This is a genomic window from Skermanella aerolata KACC 11604, assembly GCF_000936425.1.
GTDB lineage: Bacteria > Pseudomonadota > Alphaproteobacteria > Azospirillales > Azospirillaceae > Skermanella > Skermanella aerolata.
On sequence record NZ_AVFK01000002.1, the window covers coordinates 158,622 to 174,916 of the forward strand.

At 63.4% G+C, this 16,295-nt stretch carries 16 protein-coding genes; 5 read left to right on the forward strand and 11 right to left on the reverse strand.

Annotation, left to right across the window (positions count from 1 at the left end; genetic code table 11):
* Window positions 1-219 precede the first annotated feature (219 nt).
* On the reverse strand, window positions 220-402 hold the full coding sequence (locus tag N826_RS03745) for a CsbD family protein (RefSeq protein WP_044426052.1): 183 nt from the start codon (window positions 400-402) through the stop codon (window positions 220-222).
* A gap of 200 nt (window positions 403-602) precedes the next feature.
* Here N826_RS03745 and N826_RS03750 point away from each other — a divergent pair, with 200 nt between their 5' ends.
* Window positions 603-1,652 (forward strand): AI-2E family transporter, encoded by a 1,050-nt coding sequence (locus tag N826_RS03750; protein ID WP_044426053.1) that lies wholly within the window; start codon window positions 603-605, stop codon window positions 1,650-1,652.
* Complete coding sequence (locus N826_RS03755) at window positions 1,649-2,161, forward strand: hypothetical protein (RefSeq protein ID WP_084720463.1); 513 nt, start codon at window positions 1,649-1,651, stop codon at window positions 2,159-2,161. The genes N826_RS03750 and N826_RS03755 overlap by 4 nt, the downstream gene beginning before the upstream one ends.
* Here N826_RS03755 and N826_RS03760 read toward each other — a convergent pair.
* The 5 genes from N826_RS03760 to N826_RS03785 form a co-directional block, all read right to left on the reverse strand.
* Window positions 2,145-2,357: a hypothetical protein gene (locus tag N826_RS03760; RefSeq protein WP_044426054.1), complete on the reverse strand. Its 213-nt coding sequence runs from the start codon at window positions 2,355-2,357 to the stop codon at window positions 2,145-2,147. The two genes, N826_RS03755 and N826_RS03760, sit on opposite strands and share 17 nt — an antisense overlap.
* 428 nt (window positions 2,358-2,785) lie before the next feature.
* Window positions 2,786-3,736 (reverse strand): SMP-30/gluconolactonase/LRE family protein, encoded by a 951-nt coding sequence (locus tag N826_RS03770; RefSeq protein WP_044426056.1) that lies wholly within the window; start codon window positions 3,734-3,736, stop codon window positions 2,786-2,788.
* Window positions 3,733-4,830 carry an endo-1,4-beta-xylanase gene (locus N826_RS03775; protein ID WP_052830813.1) on the reverse strand — a complete coding sequence of 366 codons (1,098 nt, stop codon included), beginning with the start codon at window positions 4,828-4,830 and terminating at the stop codon, window positions 3,733-3,735. Before N826_RS03775 ends, N826_RS03770 begins: the two co-directional genes overlap by 4 nt.
* Window positions 4,831-4,848: 18 nt before the next feature.
* Complete coding sequence (locus tag N826_RS03780; RefSeq protein ID WP_044426057.1) at window positions 4,849-5,541, reverse strand: class I SAM-dependent methyltransferase; 693 nt, start codon at window positions 5,539-5,541, stop codon at window positions 4,849-4,851.
* Window positions 5,542-5,920: 379 nt separating this feature from the next.
* Window positions 5,921-6,493: a cysteine hydrolase family protein gene (locus N826_RS03785; RefSeq protein ID WP_044426058.1), complete on the reverse strand. Its 573-nt coding sequence runs from the start codon at window positions 6,491-6,493 to the stop codon at window positions 5,921-5,923.
* 125 nt (window positions 6,494-6,618) lie between these two features.
* Here N826_RS03785 and N826_RS03790 point away from each other — a divergent pair, with 125 nt between their 5' ends.
* Entirely contained in the window at window positions 6,619-7,617 is a 999-nt protein-coding gene (locus tag N826_RS03790) for a GlxA family transcriptional regulator (protein ID WP_211099200.1), read from the forward strand.
* A gap of 166 nt (window positions 7,618-7,783) precedes the next feature.
* Window positions 7,784-8,761: a Vgb family protein gene (locus tag N826_RS03795; protein WP_044426059.1), complete on the forward strand. Its 978-nt coding sequence runs from the start codon at window positions 7,784-7,786 to the stop codon at window positions 8,759-8,761.
* A 2-nt stretch (window positions 8,762-8,763) separates the two neighbouring features.
* Here the strand turns inward: N826_RS03795 and N826_RS03800 are convergent, their stop codons facing one another.
* The 4 genes from N826_RS03800 to N826_RS03815 form a co-directional block, all read right to left on the reverse strand.
* Window positions 8,764-8,961 (reverse strand): hypothetical protein, encoded by a 198-nt coding sequence (locus tag N826_RS03800; RefSeq protein ID WP_044426060.1) that lies wholly within the window; start codon window positions 8,959-8,961, stop codon window positions 8,764-8,766.
* Window positions 8,958-10,109: a PepSY-associated TM helix domain-containing protein gene (locus N826_RS03805; protein ID WP_044426061.1), complete on the reverse strand. Its 1,152-nt coding sequence runs from the start codon at window positions 10,107-10,109 to the stop codon at window positions 8,958-8,960. Before N826_RS03805 ends, N826_RS03800 begins: the two co-directional genes overlap by 4 nt.
* Before the next feature lie 43 nt (window positions 10,110-10,152).
* Window positions 10,153-12,237, reverse strand: a complete 2,085-nt coding sequence (locus tag N826_RS03810; protein WP_244619432.1) for a TonB-dependent siderophore receptor — start codon at window positions 12,235-12,237, stop codon at window positions 10,153-10,155.
* 224 nt (window positions 12,238-12,461) lie between these two features.
* Complete coding sequence (locus N826_RS03815) at window positions 12,462-13,322, reverse strand: alpha/beta fold hydrolase (protein WP_044426062.1); 861 nt, start codon at window positions 13,320-13,322, stop codon at window positions 12,462-12,464.
* 239 nt (window positions 13,323-13,561) lie between these two features.
* Here N826_RS03815 and N826_RS03820 point away from each other — a divergent pair, with 239 nt between their 5' ends.
* Window positions 13,562-15,220 (forward strand): FAD-dependent oxidoreductase, encoded by a 1,659-nt coding sequence (locus N826_RS03820; RefSeq protein WP_044426063.1) that lies wholly within the window; start codon window positions 13,562-13,564, stop codon window positions 15,218-15,220.
* Window positions 15,221-15,346: 126 nt separating this feature from the next.
* On the opposite strand, the gene N826_RS03825 is transcribed toward N826_RS03820, so the two are convergent.
* Window positions 15,347-16,174 carry an alpha/beta fold hydrolase gene (locus N826_RS03825; RefSeq protein ID WP_044426343.1) on the reverse strand — a complete coding sequence of 276 codons (828 nt, stop codon included), beginning with the start codon at window positions 16,172-16,174 and terminating at the stop codon, window positions 15,347-15,349.
* Window positions 16,175-16,295 lie beyond the last annotated feature (121 nt).

A 16,295-nucleotide genomic window follows, 5' to 3' on the forward strand; every position in this document is an offset into this window, starting at 1 on the left:
GGGACCAAGGTCCTGTTCGTCCTGCGGTTCTAATCACAGAGTGGGCGGCGGGGAATTCTGATCCCCGCTGCTTACCCTCTACCTTAAACGAAATTCAAAGGCGCTTCAACGGCTTGATCCGCGCTGTTTCGACCACTGCCGGGCATCCGGAGGGGTCAAAGAAAAAGCGCGGTCCCAATGGACCGCGCTCTCGCTTGTAGTCGATAGCAAGGTAGGAACTCAGGGTTCCTTTTTGCCTGTGACGGCTTCCTTGATCGCGCCAATGGCGTTCTGGATCTTGCCCTCGGCCTTGTCTGCCTTGCCTTCCGACTTGAGCTTGCTGTCACCGGTGAGGTTGCCGGCTCCTTCCTTCACATCGCCCTTCATCTTTTTCAAAGAGCCTTCGGTCCGGTCGTCGCTCATGGTGATATCCTCGAATTTGCTTTCAGGCTGCCATCGTGACGGCAATCAGGACAACAGGCGTCAGCGGAAAACGTTACGCCGGGAATTGAAATTATTGCATTGGCTGGGAGGCCGGGAGAGCGGCGTCGGAAACATTCGCTGCGGCGATGCGTTGCCGGAAGTCTGTGCATTCCTGCCGGCGCTTCCGGAGTTTGACGACCATGCCTAGTACATCCGATCTGTCCGCGGGGCGCTTTGCCCGCTTGCTGCTGGTCGCCCTTATCGTCGTGACGATCGCCCTGCTGGCTTGGCAGATCGTGGACGTCATGCTGCTGGTCTTCGGAGCCGTCCTGCTGGCGGTCATGCTGCGCCGTTCCGCCGACTGGCTGGCGGAACGGACGCCTTTATCCGATGGCTGGGCTCTCGCGGCCGTGGTGCTGGGGAGCATCGTCGTGCTTGGGCTGTGCGCCTGGATGTTCGGCGCCCAAGTGTCGGAGCAGGTCGATCAACTGGTCCAGGTGGTGCCGCAGGCCTGGGAAAGCGTCAGGCAATTCCTTCAAGGATCGTCATGGGGCAGGGGCGTCCTGGAGACCGTCGAGCAGTTCGATCCCTCCAGCGTTTCCGGTGGTGTGGTTCGGGAAGCGAGTTCTCTGCTGATGACCGTCGTCGGTGGACTTGGGAACGTATTGCTGCTTGTGGCCGGCGGCGTCTACCTGGCGGCCCAGCCGAACCTCTACCGCGATGGGGTGGTCATGCTGGTGCCGCGGGAGGCGGAGGACAGGACGCGCGATACGCTCGACAAGATGGGCGATGCCTTGGGCAAGTGGCTCAAGGGGCAGTTCCTGGCGATGGTGATGGTCGGGACGATGGTCAGCCTGGGGCTCTGGCTGCTCGGGGTGCCGTCCGCGCTGGCGCTTGGACTACTGGCGGGACTGGGCGAGTTCGTGCCGCTGGTCGGTGCGGTCGCCACGGCGATCCCGGCGCTCCTGGCGGCCTCGACCGTCGATATGACGACGGTGCTCTATGTATTGGTGCTTTACATCGTTATCCAGCAGATCGAGGGCAACGTCATCATGCCCATCATCCAAAGCGAGATGGTGTCGCTTGCCCCAGCGCTGGCGCTGTTCGCCGTCGTCGCTTTCGGCCTGCTGTTCGGCATCTTGGGCGTCATCTTCGCGACGCCGCTGACCGTGGTCGCCTATGTCGCGGTGAAGAAGCTGTATGTGGAGGTCGGATTGGGCAAGAAGGACATAGGGGAAGAACCGAGTTGAGCCAAGGTTTCCGCACACTGGTCCGGCGTATCCTCTCGCCGGTCGTGTCGGCCGTCGCCGTCATCTATTTCGTAATCGACGCCGTCTTCCTGGGCGTCCTCAAGCCCTTGCTGAACTGGCTGGGGCGGCAACCGGTCCTGGTCCGAACCGGCCGCTGGATCGCATCGCTCGGACCGTATCCCAGCTTGATCCTGCTGGGAATTCCGGTGGTGATCCTGGAGCCGCTGAAGCCGCTGGGGTTCTACGTCATGGCGATCGGTCATCCGATCCAGGGCGCCGCCATCCTCGCGGGCGCCGAGGTCGCGAAGATCGTCGTGGTCGAGCGCCTGTTCCGAATCAGCCGCGACAAGCTGCTGACCATCCGCTGGTTCGCCTTGTGCTACCGCCTGGTCACGGGCTGGCTCGCCCGGCTCCGCGCGCTTCCCGCCTGGCAAGCGGTCGTGCGGGCAGGACGCCGGATCAAGGCTCGGGCGCGCGACGCGATCCGCTGGTTCAGGAGTGCTGCTTGAAAGGTTCCACGATCTTGAGGCCGGCCGGCTGCGCGACTTCCTCCCCGGCGGGCTTCAGGTCCTTTTCCGGCACGTTCAGTTCCACCCGGCGAGATGCGGTAAACAGCACGTCGTAGCGGGAATGCGCCTCGATGGTCCGGCCTACGACTATGCAGTCATGATTGCCGTACTTCGCCTTCGAACCCAGCGTCAGCATGTTACCTCCCCAGGTAATCTTTTGGCATTATACCCGCAGCCGGTCGTCAGTGTGACCGGCTTTTATCGTTATGGAAAAGAGGCAATTCAGGATAGCAGAGATGATACTGTCAGGAACAAGCCATAAATGACGGATCCGGCCAGTATCCAACTGAACAGAATCGCGGCTAGCCAGATGAAGATCAGCCGAAATCCACGGACCTTGGTATCGTCGCGAGAGCATGGCGGCGCGGACGGGCCGGAGTAGCTGAAGGTGATGGGCTTTCCGCTGCTTCGAGACGGAATGTACTCGGCGATGTTGGCCATAACACTCTCGATATGGGTGGTTCGTGGCCAGATACTCACCGATAGTGGTGGTTTTTGTAAGTCGCTACAGTGATCTACCTCCTAAGATAAATCTGTGACATCGACGCTGGATTGGAGTTTCCGTTACCAGCCGACAGCACCGCGGGCATTGGTGTAGAGCGAGTAAAGCGACTGGCTGGACGCCATGAACAGCCGGTTCCGCTTGATGCCGCCGAAACACAGGTTGGAGCAGCGTTCCGGCAGCGCTATCCGGCCTATCGGTTCGCCCTCCGGCGAAAACACCATGACGCCGTCGAGGTCGGGATCGCCCATGCCCCAGCCGCACCAGAGGTTGCCGTCTTCGTCGCAGCGGAAGCCGTCGGGCGTGCCTGGACCGGCGTCGATCAGCACGCGGCGGTTGGCGATGCGGGTGCCGTCCTCCACCACGTCGTAGGAGAGGATCTTACGCGGCGAAGCGCGGCTTTCGACGACGTAGAGCTGTTTCTCGTCGGGCGAGAATGCGAGGCCGTTCGGTCCGGCGATTTCCCCGTCCATGACAGTGGCTTTTCCGGTCGCGGGATCGAGGCGATAAAGGTTGCTGGGCAGTTCCGGTTCGGCCCTGTGGCCTTCGTAGTCGGACATGATGCCGAAGGGTGGATCGCTGAACCAGATCGAGCCGTCCGACTTGACCACCACGTCGTTGGGCGAATTGAGCCGCTTGCCGTCGAAGCGGTCCATCAGCACGGTGATGGCGCCGTCGTATTCGGTCCGGGTGATGCGCCGGCCGCCATGCTCGCAGGAAACCAGCCGGCCCTGGCGGTCGCGCGTGTTGCCGTTGGCGAAGTTGGACGGCTTGCGGAAGATGCTGACGGTCCCGGTTTCCTCTTCCCACTTCATGATCCGCTCGTTCGGGATATCGCTCCAGAGCAGGTAGCGGCCGTCGCCAAACCAGACGGGTCCCTCGCACCAGCGGAAGCCCGTCGCCAGCCGCTCGACCGCGGCCAGTCGCTGGTGATATTTGGCGAAGCTGGGGTGGAGCACCTTGATGGCGGGATCGGGATAGGACTGGATCGGAGGCAACATGCTGACTGTCATTTCGCTCCCAGGAGTGCCCGAACGAGTGCCTCGGCGGCTTTCTTCGGTTGGTAGTTCTCGTCGAACGGCAAGGGCCTGTCCTGTCGGTTACGCCGCCGGTGGAACGAGTAGTTGTCGCTCAGCCCCCAGGTGATGACCGTGTCGCACCGGGAGTTGCCGAAAACCGTTTCCAGGAACGAGGTGTACATGTCGGCCACCTTGCCGTCCACGGCCTTGTCGTCCCCCAGCATGCGGTCCGCGCGGACGTCCAGTTCGGTGACGATGGGACGTATGCCGACAGCCTCGACCTGTCTCAAGAAGGAACCGAAGCCTTTCGGGTCCCAGGGATCGCCCAAGCGCAGATGTGCTTGCAGGCCCAGCGCGTCGATCCTGCCGCCGGCCTTCCTAACACGATCGATCAGCTGAAGGATGGCTTTCCTGCGATTGTGATTCCAGGGGGCGTCATGTTCCATTCCATAATCGTTGTAGACGAGTTGGGCACGGGGCGCGATCTCGGCCGCCCTCTTGAAGCCTTCGGCGACGTAGTCCGGTCCGAAGGCGTCGAGCCAGGGCGACTGCCGCAGCCCGTCTTCCCTTCCGTCGAACGGTTCGACCGCTTCGTTGACCACGTCCCAAGACTTGATGCCGCTGAACCGGTTCATGACGGAAGTCATGTAAGTGAGCGCCAGATCCCAGCCGCCGGTTTCCTTCAGCCGGGACTTGACCCAATCGGGCAAGCCCAGGTGCCAGATCAGCGTGGTCCCCCGAAGGTCCTTGCCATTGACGGCGGCGAAGGCGGCAAGGTCATCGCAAGCCCCATAATCGTAAAGCCCGGGCTGCTTCTCTACCGAGTACCATTTCATTTCCCATTCCGGGACGATGATGTCGCACTCCCGCAGTACCAGGTTGCGGAAGGATAGGTCGTCGGCAAGGCGGGGCGTCGCGACCGCCGCACCGAAGCGCCGCCCTCCTTCGAGAGCGGCCGACCTGATCGGGCGCAGCCCGTCGTCGGCACGCGCAGGCGGAATAGCGAATGGCGCCGGGAGCGCCGCCGCAGCGGCAAGACCGGCATGCGCCCCCAGGTAGCCGATCAATCTGCGGCGGTTCAGCGTCAAGCGGCTATCCTTCGCAGTCTAGGCGGGAGGCGAGTTCTTCAAGGCGATCAGCGATTTCGTAAAGGGGAACAATCGCTCCCTGATCATCTGCGCACAGGGAAAAAGACACTTGAACTGAGCCATGTCGAGCAGCCTGACTTCTTCGATCGACTGCATGGCTTCGTCTATCGTCTCGCGCCGCTGACGGTGACCGAGCGTGAACTGGTGCTGGAGATGAACACGCGTGGAACGCGGCAGCCAGTGAAAGAACGGAAGACGGAAGTGGGGTTCGTAAGGGAACCAGAAATATGGTGTCTGAACGTAGTATCGTGGAGCAAGGCGCCTTACTTCGCCGGCGAATGCTTTCATGCGGGACCAGTCGCCAACATGTTCCACAGTGGAATTCGTATGGACTATGTCGTAGCTGTTGTCGGCTGCCTGGGTGACATTGCAGGCGTCGGCTTGGAGATAGGTGAAGATGCCCGATGTCGTGCCTGTCGGCAGCGGGTTGACCAGAACGATGCTGACATTTTTAGAATGCAGATAAGCCGGTTCGAACAGGCGCCAATAATGTTCCGTGCCGCCAAGGTCTATGATCCGGCAGGATCCCCTTTCTGCATGAACGGCATCGATCATCTGACGGATATAGGTGCTGCGCCGTGCCCGAAACCGCTGTCCCAGGTTGGATGGAGTGCGTTCGATCCCAATGGTGGAGGCAGCTTGTGCTGTCATTGTTATCCCCTGAACGTCGACTGGCGGGATCGTCGGATGCGACTGGTCATGGCCCGACCGGGTCGATTAGGATGTTTTGCCCCTTGCTTCAATCCTCACCGAGTCGAGTTTTTCGCTCCGAAAATCCAGTTAAAATGATTAACTAAATTTCATGTTATGATAGAGCTGGGTTTTGGTGAAGTCCCAAGGCTGGTCTGTGTTGGTATAATCACGAAGAGAACATCTAATGATAGCAGGAAATAGTTAGGCGGTAGCTTCAACGGCTTAAGAAATGCTAATCGATAGCCATGGTGTCGGGTCGGAGAATTGACGCAGGCTGGTTGGCCCGCCGGACCAGCCTGCGCCGAAGTCTCGACCGGCGCCGAGCTGCGCCTCCGCGTCAGGCGGCGCTCGATTTTTCCTCGGTGGCGGCGAGATGATCGCCGGTGGAGACTATGGTCGCATAGGCGAAGCCGAGTGCCGCCATGAAGGCCGCATGGACATGGGCCGCCGGCACGAGGACGCCCCCGAATTCGATATCGCGGGAAGCGCAGGCGTCGTGGACGACCGTGACTTTGTAGCCGAAATCGCTGGCCGCCCGGGTAATGCCGTCGATGCACATGTGGCTCATGCTGCCGACGACCACGAGTTCCTCGATGCCTTTGTCGTCGAGCAGTTGCTTAAGCTCGGTTTCGCGGAACGAATTGACGAAATGCTTGAGCACGACCGGTTCGCCGGGCCGGTTCAGCACCTTCGGGTGTATCTGCGCACCTTCTGAACCAGCGATGAAGAACGGGGCGTCCGCGCTGGCGAACTCGTGGCGGACGTGTATCACGAGGTCGCCCGCCGTCCGCGCCGCGCCGATGATCCTGGCTGCATTGTCTGCGGCAGTTTCGGCTCCGGCCAGCGGCCACTTGCCGCCGGGAAAATAGTCGTTCTGGATGTCGACGACGATCAGCGCTTTCTTGGTCATATCCCTTGATCCTCTTGCATAGGGTGGTGGAGGCCTTGGCCTTCCGCTGGACACCATAGGCCCATCGGGGCATGGTGCCGATTGGCGGAACCGACATTCCTCGGGTTAAAACTGACAAACGGTCGATGATGCAGCGCGACGACAGACCTGCCGAGATCGGCCTCCTGATTTATCCCGGCGCGCAACTCGCCGCCATCCATGGGCTGACCGACCTGTTCCAGGTCGCGAACCGTATGGCAGCGGCTCGGATGCCGGCGGGAGCGCCGTCGATCAGGATCAGTCACTGGCAGCCGGCTGCTGAAGCCATGAGCATCGAGCGGGTCTTCGATACGCACCCACAGTCGGCCGATGGGGGAGGGGACAGACCGCGCTTCATCGTGGCGCCGCCGAGTCTGAGCGGCCTGCCGGAGCCCGCGGTAACCGCCCGTCTGGCGCTCTGGCTGACCGAGCGTCATGCGGGCGGGTCGACGCTGGCATCCGTCTGCATCGGCGCATACCTGCTTGCCGAAACCGGCCTGCTGGAAGGCCGGACGGTGACCACGCACTGGTCGCAGGCAGACGCGCTTGCCGGGCGTTTCCCGGGCATAAGGGTCGATGCGGAAAAGCTGATCGTCGACGACGGCGATATCATCACCGCAGGCGGCGTCATGGCCTGGACCGACCTGGGCTTGAGGCTGGTGGACCGTCTGCTCGGTCCCGCCGTCATGATCGAGACGGCCCGTTTCCTGCTGATAGATCCGCCGGGCCGCGAGCAGCGCTTCTACAGCAGTTTTTCGCCGAAGCTGCATCACGGCGACGATGCCGTGCTGAAGGTCCAGCACTGGCTTCAGGCGCACGGCGCCCGCGACGCGACGCTCGGAACGATGGCGGCGATGGCCGGGCTGGAGGAAAGGACCTTCCTGCGCCGCTTCCGCAAGGCGACAGGGTTGAAGCCGACCGAGTACTGCCAGCACCTGCGCATCGGTAAGGCGCGCGAGATGCTGGAATTCACCCGGCAGACGGTCGAGCGGATCGCCTGGGACGTCGGCTACGAAGATCCCGGCGCATACCGCAAGGTGTTCAGCAAGATAACGGGGCTTTCACCGGGGGACTACCGCCGGCGATTCGGTGCCGAAGTACCCTGACGCCATTCACATCGCCGGCATGTTGCCGCGCATGCCTTCCATCTCGGCGCGCCCTGTATCTGGGACGGCGTAAGGCGTCCGCTCGGCGTGTAGCAGTATACTTGTTGGATGCACTTGGGGACCGCCCTATCTGCGATGGGGCAGTCAATTGGACCAGGAGCTTTCGATGCGAAAGATACTGACCGCCGTTGCCGCCGCGATGCTGTTCACCGGCATCGGGCATGCTTCCGCCGACCTTCCCATGAAGGAATATCAACTGCCTGCGGGTTCCAGGCCCCACGACGTGGCGCCGGCGCCCGATGGTGGGGTCTGGTATACGGCGCAAAGGCACGGAGCATTGGGATGGCTCGATCCGGCAACGGGCAAGGTCGAGCAGATCCCGCTGGGCAGCGGTTCGGCGCCCCATGGCGTCATCGTCGGTCCGGACGGGGCACCTTGGATCACCGACGGCGGGCTGAATGCGATCGTCCGGGTCGATCCCGCCACCAAAAAGGTGACGCGGTATCCGCTGCCTGCCGGCACCGCCAATGCAAACCTGAATACCGCGGCATTCGACGGCGACGGAGTGCTATGGTTCACCGGGCAGAACGGCATCTACGGGCGGCTCGTTCCCGCGAGCGGCGACATCGAGGTCTTCCAGGCGCCCGAAGGGCGGGGACCCTATGGCATCACGGCGACGCCGGACGGTGAAATCTACTATGCCTCTCTCGCGGGGAGCCACATCGCGCGGATCGATACCAAGACGGGTGAGGCTACGGTCATCGAACCGCCGACCGACGAACAGGGTGCCCGACGCGTCTGGTCGGATAGCCGAGGCAAGATCTGGGTCAGCGAGTGGAACAGCGGGCAGGTCAGCGTCTACGATCCGGCCGGGAACAGCTGGAGCAGCTGGAAGCTTCCGGGTGAGAACCCCTTGGCCTATGCCGTCTATGTCGATGAACACGACAAGATCTGGCTCAGCGACTTCGGCGGCAATGCGCTGGTGCGCTTCGATCCAGAGACACAGAACTTCGATGTGCAGCGGCATCCCCGGCCGGAAGCCAATGTGCGTCAGATCCTGGGCCGGCCCGGTGAGGTATGGGCTCCGGAGTCCGGGACCGATACCCTGGTGATGGTCCGGACCGGGCCGGCCGAGGCGGAGTGACCCTAGCGCCCTCCTGCCCGCGACGGCGATGGAACGCGCGGGGGCCATTGCCGCCAGAGCTTGACCGTGCAGACGACGAGCGGCACGGAAAGGCCGATCCAGCAGACCCAGTGCCAGAGGCCGTCGCCGACGATGGCGGAGGCGAGCCCGAGCAGGGAAAGCGCGGCAAGGATCACGGGGAAGCGCCAGACGCCGCTCATGCCTTGCTCCCCATCCGGGAGTCCGACGCATCCTGCACGCCTGCCTCGGACGTCGCGGTGCGCGTCCGCGGCCGTTTCACCCAGACGACGAAGCCGGCGACGGTCACGACGCCCGTTATGATGGTGAAGAGCGCCCAGATGATTTGCAGCGGCAGACCGCCGTAGTCGCCGAAATGGAACGGGCCGGAGAGCAGTACGGCGGTGATGTACCACGGCATCTCCGCAGTCTCGGTCAGTTGTCCGGTCTCGGCGTCGACCAGGGCGACGCTGAGCAGCTTCTGCGTCAGCTCGGTCTGGCCGCGCACCGTCACGCTGAAATGGCGGTCGCTGGCATACTCGTTGCCGGGATAGGCGATGAAGGCGATCTGCATGCCGGGGAAGGCTGCAAGGCCGGCCTGCGCCGCCTGATCGACCGTGACCGGGGTGCCCGTCATCGGTTCGGTATGGCGGCCGATCATGGAGACGAGTTCCGTCTCCTGCCAGTAGGTGAGGATGAGCGGCGAGAACGACAGGATGGCGCCCGTCAATCCGACCACCAGGGCCCAGACCAGGGTCGCTACCCCCAGCAGGTTGTGCAGGTCGATATTGGCGATGCGGGTGCCCCGGCGGAACCGCAGCAGGCCGAAGGCCAGCTTCTTCATGAAGGGACCGTAGACGACCAGTCCGCTGACCGTGCTGACGACGAACAGCAGGCCCATGACCCCGATGAACATCTGGCCGGCGAAGCCCGCGAAGAGGTCCACGTGCAGTTTCAGGAGGAAGCCCGTGAGGGTTTCTTCCGGCGGCTTCAGGACCTGATTGGCGCCGGTGTAGCCGTTCAGCATGACCCAGCGCCCGTCTTCGAAGTCGCGGACTCCGGGGGCGCTCATGAAGATGAAGTTCGCGCCGGGTTCCTCGGGATCGAAGGAGACGAACTTGGGCTCCAGCCCCGGATTGGTGGCGCGCGCAACGCCGACCAGGGATTCGAGGGGCAGGCGTGCCTGCCCCTCCGTGTAGCTGGTATCGAACTCGTCGCCCATCAGGTGTTCGATCTCATGATGGAATACCAGGATCAGTCCGGTGACGCAGAGGATCAGCAGGTTCACCGAGCAGATCAGGCTGGTCCATCGGTGGACCAGCCGCCAGCGACGCAGGTTCGCGGGTTTCATGGCAATCTCCTTTGCCGGCGGCGCCAAGAGGGAAGGGACCGGGTCACCAGCGGTACCGCAGGCCGGCGGTCACCGTCCGTTCATAGCCATAGGCGCACCACTCGCCGAAGTAGCAGGATGCTACGTACTCTTTATTGAAAAGGTTCTTGGCGTTGAGCGAGACCTCGGCACCGGCCAGCGTGGGGGTGAGGGACCCGAGGTCGTAGGTGACCGCGGCATCGACCAGCGTGAAGGACGGCACCTTGAAGGTGTTCGCCGAGTTCACGGTGCTGCCGGTGAAGCGCACGCCGCCGCCGATGCTGAGACCTTCCAGGACCGAGCCTTCCGGCATACGGTAATTGGCCCAGCCCGACGCCTGGTGGCGCGGTATGGCGGCCAGCCGGAAGCCTTCGCGTCCGTCGTTGTCCTTGGTGTACTCGGTGTCGAGGAAGGTATAGGCGCCGATGACGTCCAGCTGGTCGGTCACGGCCATCCTGGCTTCCAGCTCGATGCCGCGCGACCGCGCTTCGCCGCTCTGGACGGAGAACCCCGGGAAGGCCGGATCGCTGGTCAGCAGGTTGCTGCGGGTCAGTTCGAAGACCGCCGCCGTGAACAGGCTGTTGGTCCCCGGCGGCTGATACTTCACGCCGACTTCGTACTGGGTTCCTTCCTCCGGATCGAAGACGTTGCCGAAGAAATCGGTACCGGTCTGCGGATTGAAGGATTCGGCGTAGCTGACATAGGGCGCGATGCCGTTCTCGAAGAGGTAGGTCAGTCCGGCGCGGCCGGTGAGCGCCTGATCCGATTTGTTCGACGATCCGAACTCGGTGGTCGTCTTGGTTTCGACCCAGTCCTTGCGGCCGGCGAGCGTCAGCACGAAGCCGCCCAGCTTCAGCTGATCCTGGATATAGACGCCGTACTGGTTCGACTTGAGATCGGTACGGCTGGTGTCGGGCGGGACGATCGGCAGCCCGTAGACCGGCGCGAAGACGTCGAGTGACGGACCCACGCCGAAGCCGGGGGCGTAGTGACCGTCCAGCCGCTGATAGTCGAAGCCGGCCAGCACCGTATGGCTGACCGGCCCGGTGGCGAGCCGGCCTTCGATCTGATTGTCCAGGGTGTAGGAATCCATCGCCTCGCGCGAGGTCGCGACGCCGCGGTTGAGCGTGCGCAAGTCCGGTTGCAGGCCGTTGGCATAGACGCTGTCGTAGTCCGCCTCGGTGCGCAGCCAGCGGCCGTTCAGGCGCAGGCTCCAGGTGTCGTTGAACCGCTTGTCGAAATCGTAGGCGGCCGACTTCTGCGTCCGGTCGAACTTCTCGAAATTCGGATCGCCGTCATAGAAATCGACCGGAATCTTGCCGAATGGGTTTGGCAGGACCGTTCCCTCCGGCGGGACGCCGCCGTAGGAGTTGGACTTGGGGTCGCGCTGGTAGAAGCCGAACAGCGTCAGGCTGGTATCGGCGTCGGGCTGCCAGGTGAACGTGGGGGCAAGGGCGACGCGCTCGTTCTCCGTCGTGCGGAACTGGCCGTCCTCGGTGAGGCCGACGGCGCTGAGGCGGTAGAGGAACTTGCCCTCCGCGTCGATCGGACCGGAGAAATCGGCCGTGCCGCGCAGGTGATTGTTGGTGCCGAACTCGAACCCGACCTCGTTCTGAGGGGTCGCCGTCGGACGCTTGCTGACCTGATTGATGAGGCCGCCGGCCGGAGACTGGCCGTAGAGCACCGAGGTCGGTCCCTTCAGCACTTCGACCCGCTCCAGCAGAAAGGGATCGAGCTGGGGAGCGGCGTAGTAGAGCGACTGGAGCTTGAGGCCGTTCCAGTACGAATCGGCATCGAAGCCGCGGATCGTGAGCTGGTCGTAGCGCGTGGACACGGCACCGCGCGTCTCCGGCGTGACGCCGGCGGTGTACCGCACGATCTGGTTCAGCGACTGTGCGTTCTGGTCCCGGATCTGGTCGGCGGGTATGACCGAGATGGACTGCGGCGTCTCGATCAGCGGGGTATCCGTCTTGGTGCCGGTAGCCTGCTGGTTGGCAACGTAACCCGTGACCGGCGTCAGCGCCGTTTCTCCCTGACCGGTAACCGTCACCGCCGGCAGTTCCACCGGTGCGCCGGACGCGCCCGAACCACCGTCCTGCGCGATCGCCACGGATGGCGCCATAAAACCGGCCAAGACCAATATGCCCAGCGCCGTCCCCTGCGGCCGCCAGCCACCAACTTCCTGTCTGCGCACTCTCTGTCCCCATGCGAATAAGAATGAGAGTTATTCTCATGGTTCGTAAGCTAATTGCAAACGATTCTTATTAGCAAAATGGAGAGTCCGAAAGGGGGAGGCTGACTGGCATCAACGGCCTTTTGCCTCAGTGCCGGCGCTTATCCGTTCCAGCCCTGGAGGAAGTCGAGAAGAAGTTCGTTGACGATATCCGGCTGCTCCTCGTGCGGCAGATGTCCGCAGCGTTCGATCGCCTTCGTACGCAGGTCGTTGGCCATTTCGGCCCAGACGGCAGCCATGTCGAAGGTCTGGGCCACCGCGCCGAAGTCGGCGCCCCAGAGCGACAGCACGGGACAGGCGATGCGGGTATCGGCATCCGCCGTGTCCTGTTCGATGTCCTGCGCACTGGCCCGGTAGTCCGCCATCGCGCCGCGCACGGCGCCGGGAGCACGATAAGCCGCGACATAGGTGTCGAAGTCGGCGCCGGAGATGGCGTGCGGATTGAAGCACCAATCGGAGAAGAAGTGCCGTAGCCAGATGTCCTCGCGTCCCGCTATCAGCGCTTCCGGAAGGTCGGGCACGAGATGGAACAGGAAGAACCAGTAGGCCCGCGCCGTCGCCGCGTTCATGGCGCGCGAGACGATCCGGGTCGGGACGTTGTCCATCACCACGAGCCTGTCCAGAAGCCCCGGGTGATCCTTCGCGAAGCGCGTCGCTACGCGGGCGCCGCGGTCATGCCCGACCAGTGCAATCTTGTCGATGTCGAGCGACGCGAGCAGTTCCACGAGGTCGCGCGCCATCGTTCTCTTGTCGTATCCGGTCGCCGGCTTGTCCGTTTCGCCATAGCCCCGGAGGTCGGGAGCGATCACGCGGAAACGTTGGGACAGGACCGGGATCTGGTAGCGCCACGCATAGCTGGTCTCGGGAAAGCCGTGAAGCAGCACGACGGGCGGACCGGAGCCCGCTTCCAGGAAATGCTGCCGGATGCCGTTGGCGCGAATGGTTCGATGGACGAAGTTCATGGTGCTGTGATCTCATTCTGGGCGACCGTGATGGCTTCGCGGTCCTGGGATAGCGCATCCAACCCCCTGGGCCGGGATACGTCTTGCCGATCCCTGCGCATTTTGGATGGAACCGCACCCGGCTAGGGCCGAAGCAGGCGAGATCGTCCAAGACGGCGGAATTCCCTGCAAGCAAGGGTGATGGTTTTCACCTTACGATCGCTGGGTTGCTCTCCAGCGGTCCAACCGTGACCCCGCCCATGATCCCTCCCTCGGAGATCGATCCGACCGACCCCTGGCTCCGCGAAGCCCAGACCTTTCCCGATCTATTGCCGGAGATGATGCGCCGAGTGGCTGCCTATGGCGAGGAAGAGGGGTTTGCGGAAGACACGCTTCTGTTCGAGCGTGGCCAGCGCAGCATCGATTTCTTCCTGCTGATCGCCGGGGAGATCGAGATCTTCGCGACAAGCGCCCGTTCCGGACGATCCACCCTCTACACCTATCGGCCCGGTCAGTTCTCGGGCGAGTTGAACCTTTTCAACAGCCGGCAGGTACTCCTGTCGGGGTTGGCGAAGGCTGGCACGCGGGTCTTCCGGGTGAAGAACGCCGACTTCCGCAACATGATATCCGGGGAGCCGGATATCGGCGAGATCGTCATGCGGGCCTTCATCCTGCGCCGCGTCGGGTTCATCCGTCATTCCCAGGGTGGCGTCCTCCTAGTGGGCCATCGCCACGGTGCCGACTTCATGCGTCTCCAGCGATTCATGACGCGCAACGGCTACCCGCTCGAGATCGTGGACGTCGAATTCGATGACGGCGCTTCCGGGCTGCTTCAACGCTTCGCGCTTGGTGCCGCCGATCTTCCCGTGGTCATCGCGCCGGACGGCTCGACCCTGCTCAATCCGTCCAACGCGGCGCTCGCCGACCGTCTGGGCCTCATGGAAGCGCCGGAGGAGGGTGTCGTCTACGACGTCGCCGTGGTCGGCGCCGGTCCCTCGGGGCTGGCTGCCGCCGTCTCTGCGGCGTCGGAAGGCCTGCGGACGATCGTCGTGGAAAGCCTGGCTCCGGGTGGGCAGGCCGGCACTTCCTCCAAGATCGAGAACTATCTGGGGTTCCCGACCGGGATTTCCGGCCAGGGGCTGGCGGGGCGGGCGCATATCCAGGCGCAGAAGTTCGGAGCGCGGCTCGCGGTATCCCGTTCCGCCGTGTCGCTCGACTGCTCGGACCACCCCCTTCGCCTGGAACTCGACGAGGGACTGGCCTTGCGCGCTCGGGCGGTGGTGGTGGCGACCGGGGCCAGATACCGAAAGCTCGACTTGCCCGACTACGATAAATACGAGGGTCAGGGCATCCAGTACGCGGCGACGCAGATGGAGGCGCAGGTCTGTTCCGGCGAGGACGTCGTGGTCGTCGGCGGCGGCAACTCGGCCGGTCAAGCGGCGATGTTCCTGTCCCGAACGGCGCGGCACGTCCATATGCTGGTGCGCAACGACCTCTCCGCCACCATGTCGGACTATCTGGTGCAGCGCATCCTCAGCTCTCCCCGCATCACCGTCCACACCCGGACAGCGATTACCGCGCTGCACGGCGACGACGATCTTCGCGCCGTCACCTGGACCAACCATGCGACCGGAGAGGAAGCGCGGGTGGATGTCGGCAGCATCTTCGTGATGATCGGCGCCGAGCCGAACACCGAATGGTTGCGGGGCTGTCTCGACCTCGATCGGAAAGGGTTCGTCAGGACCGGCGCCGACGGCGCCGGCAAGCCTCTGGCATCGCCCTATGCAACGACTCTGCCCGGCATCTTCGCCGTCGGCGACGTCAGGTCAGGATCCGTGAAGCGGGTGGCTTCCGCCGTCGGAGAGGGATCGGTCGTGGTCCAGGCGATCCACGCCTTTCTCCATCCCGAGCCCGTCTGAAGACTTGGGCGAAGACTAGGGCCTGACAGCGAGCGGAATGAACGGAGTGACCGATGGGAAAGGGCCGGTCTCGCCTTGACGCGCGGGACCGGCCCTTTCATCCGGCTTCGATCCGGTACGTCGGCCTCAGTCCTTGATGAAGGCGAGGACGTCGGCGTTGAAGGTATCGGCCAGGGTTTCCGCAAGACCGTGAGGCGCGCCGGGATAGACCTTCAGCTGTGCGCCCTTGACGATCTTCGCGGACTTCAGACCGGCGGCCGCGATCGGCACGATCTGGTCGGCATCGCCGTGGATCACGAGGGTCGGCTTGTCGATCTTCCTGAGGTCCTCGGTGTAATCGACCTCCGAGAACTCGCGGACGCAGTCGTACTCGCCCTTGATCGATCCCATCATGCCTTGCAGCCAGAAGCTCTCGCGCAGGCCTTCGTTGATCTTTGCGCCGTCCTTGTTGAAGCCGTAGAACGGCATCGTCAGGTCCTTGAAGAACTGCGACCGGTCGCCTGCCGTTCCCTTGCGGATGCCGTCGAAGACCTCCAGCGGCGTGCCCTCGGGGTTGGTCTCCGTCTTCAGCATCAGCGGCGGCACGGCGCCGACCAGGACCATCTTGCCGACGCGGCCCGTGCCGTGGCGGCCGACATAGTGGGTGATCTCGCCGCCGCCGGTGGAGTGGCCGATCAGGACGAGGTTCTTCAGATCGAGATGCTCGATCAGCTCGGCCAGGTCGTCGGCATACTGATCCATGTTGTTGCCGTCCCAGGGCTGACCCGACCGGCCGTGGCCGCGCCGGTCATGCGCGATCACGCGGTAGCCCTGCGTGCCGAAGAACAGCATCTGCGCGGCCCAGGCATCGCCCGAGAGCGGCCAGCCGTGGGAGAAGAGGATGGGCTGGGCGTCCTTCGAACCCCAATCCTTGTAGAAGATCTCAGTTCCGTCCCTGGTCTTGATGGTTGCCATGGTCATGGTTCCTTTCGGGTTGGGGAAACTCGACGGTTTCCATCCGGTACTGCGGCGTATCATGCCGTATTATTGGTAAGCGGTCTTGTCTGAGCCTGCTGCGGTCTGGACGGAACGCCGA

What these genes read in the sequence shown, in the direction of transcription:
- N826_RS03745 (WP_044426052.1), bottom strand. Translation starts at nt 402, where the DNA reads ATGAGCGACGACCGGACCGAAGGCTCTTTGAAAAAGATGAAGGGCGAT.
- N826_RS03750 (WP_044426053.1), top strand. Translation starts at nt 603, where the DNA reads ATGCCTAGTACATCCGATCTGTCCGCGGGGCGCTTTGCCCGCTTGCTG.
- N826_RS03760 (WP_044426054.1), bottom strand. Translation starts at nt 2,357, where the DNA reads ATGCTGACGCTGGGTTCGAAGGCGAAGTACGGCAATCATGACTGCATA.
- N826_RS03770 (WP_044426056.1), bottom strand. Translation starts at nt 3,736, where the DNA reads ATGACAGTCAGCATGTTGCCTCCGATCCAGTCCTATCCCGATCCCGCC.
- N826_RS03780 (WP_044426057.1), bottom strand. Translation starts at nt 5,541, where the DNA reads ATGACAGCACAAGCTGCCTCCACCATTGGGATCGAACGCACTCCATCC.
- N826_RS03785 (WP_044426058.1), bottom strand. Translation starts at nt 6,493, where the DNA reads ATGACCAAGAAAGCGCTGATCGTCGTCGACATCCAGAACGACTATTTT.
- N826_RS03790 (WP_211099200.1), top strand. Translation starts at nt 6,619, where the DNA reads ATGATGCAGCGCGACGACAGACCTGCCGAGATCGGCCTCCTGATTTAT.
- N826_RS03795 (WP_044426059.1), top strand. Translation starts at nt 7,784, where the DNA reads ATGCGAAAGATACTGACCGCCGTTGCCGCCGCGATGCTGTTCACCGGC.
- N826_RS03800 (WP_044426060.1), bottom strand. Translation starts at nt 8,961, where the DNA reads ATGAGCGGCGTCTGGCGCTTCCCCGTGATCCTTGCCGCGCTTTCCCTG.
- N826_RS03805 (WP_044426061.1), bottom strand. Translation starts at nt 10,109, where the DNA reads ATGAAACCCGCGAACCTGCGTCGCTGGCGGCTGGTCCACCGATGGACC.
- N826_RS03815 (WP_044426062.1), bottom strand. Translation starts at nt 13,322, where the DNA reads ATGAACTTCGTCCATCGAACCATTCGCGCCAACGGCATCCGGCAGCAT.
- N826_RS03820 (WP_044426063.1), top strand. Translation starts at nt 13,562, where the DNA reads ATGATCCCTCCCTCGGAGATCGATCCGACCGACCCCTGGCTCCGCGAA.
- N826_RS03825 (WP_044426343.1), bottom strand. Translation starts at nt 16,174, where the DNA reads ATGGCAACCATCAAGACCAGGGACGGAACTGAGATCTTCTACAAGGAT.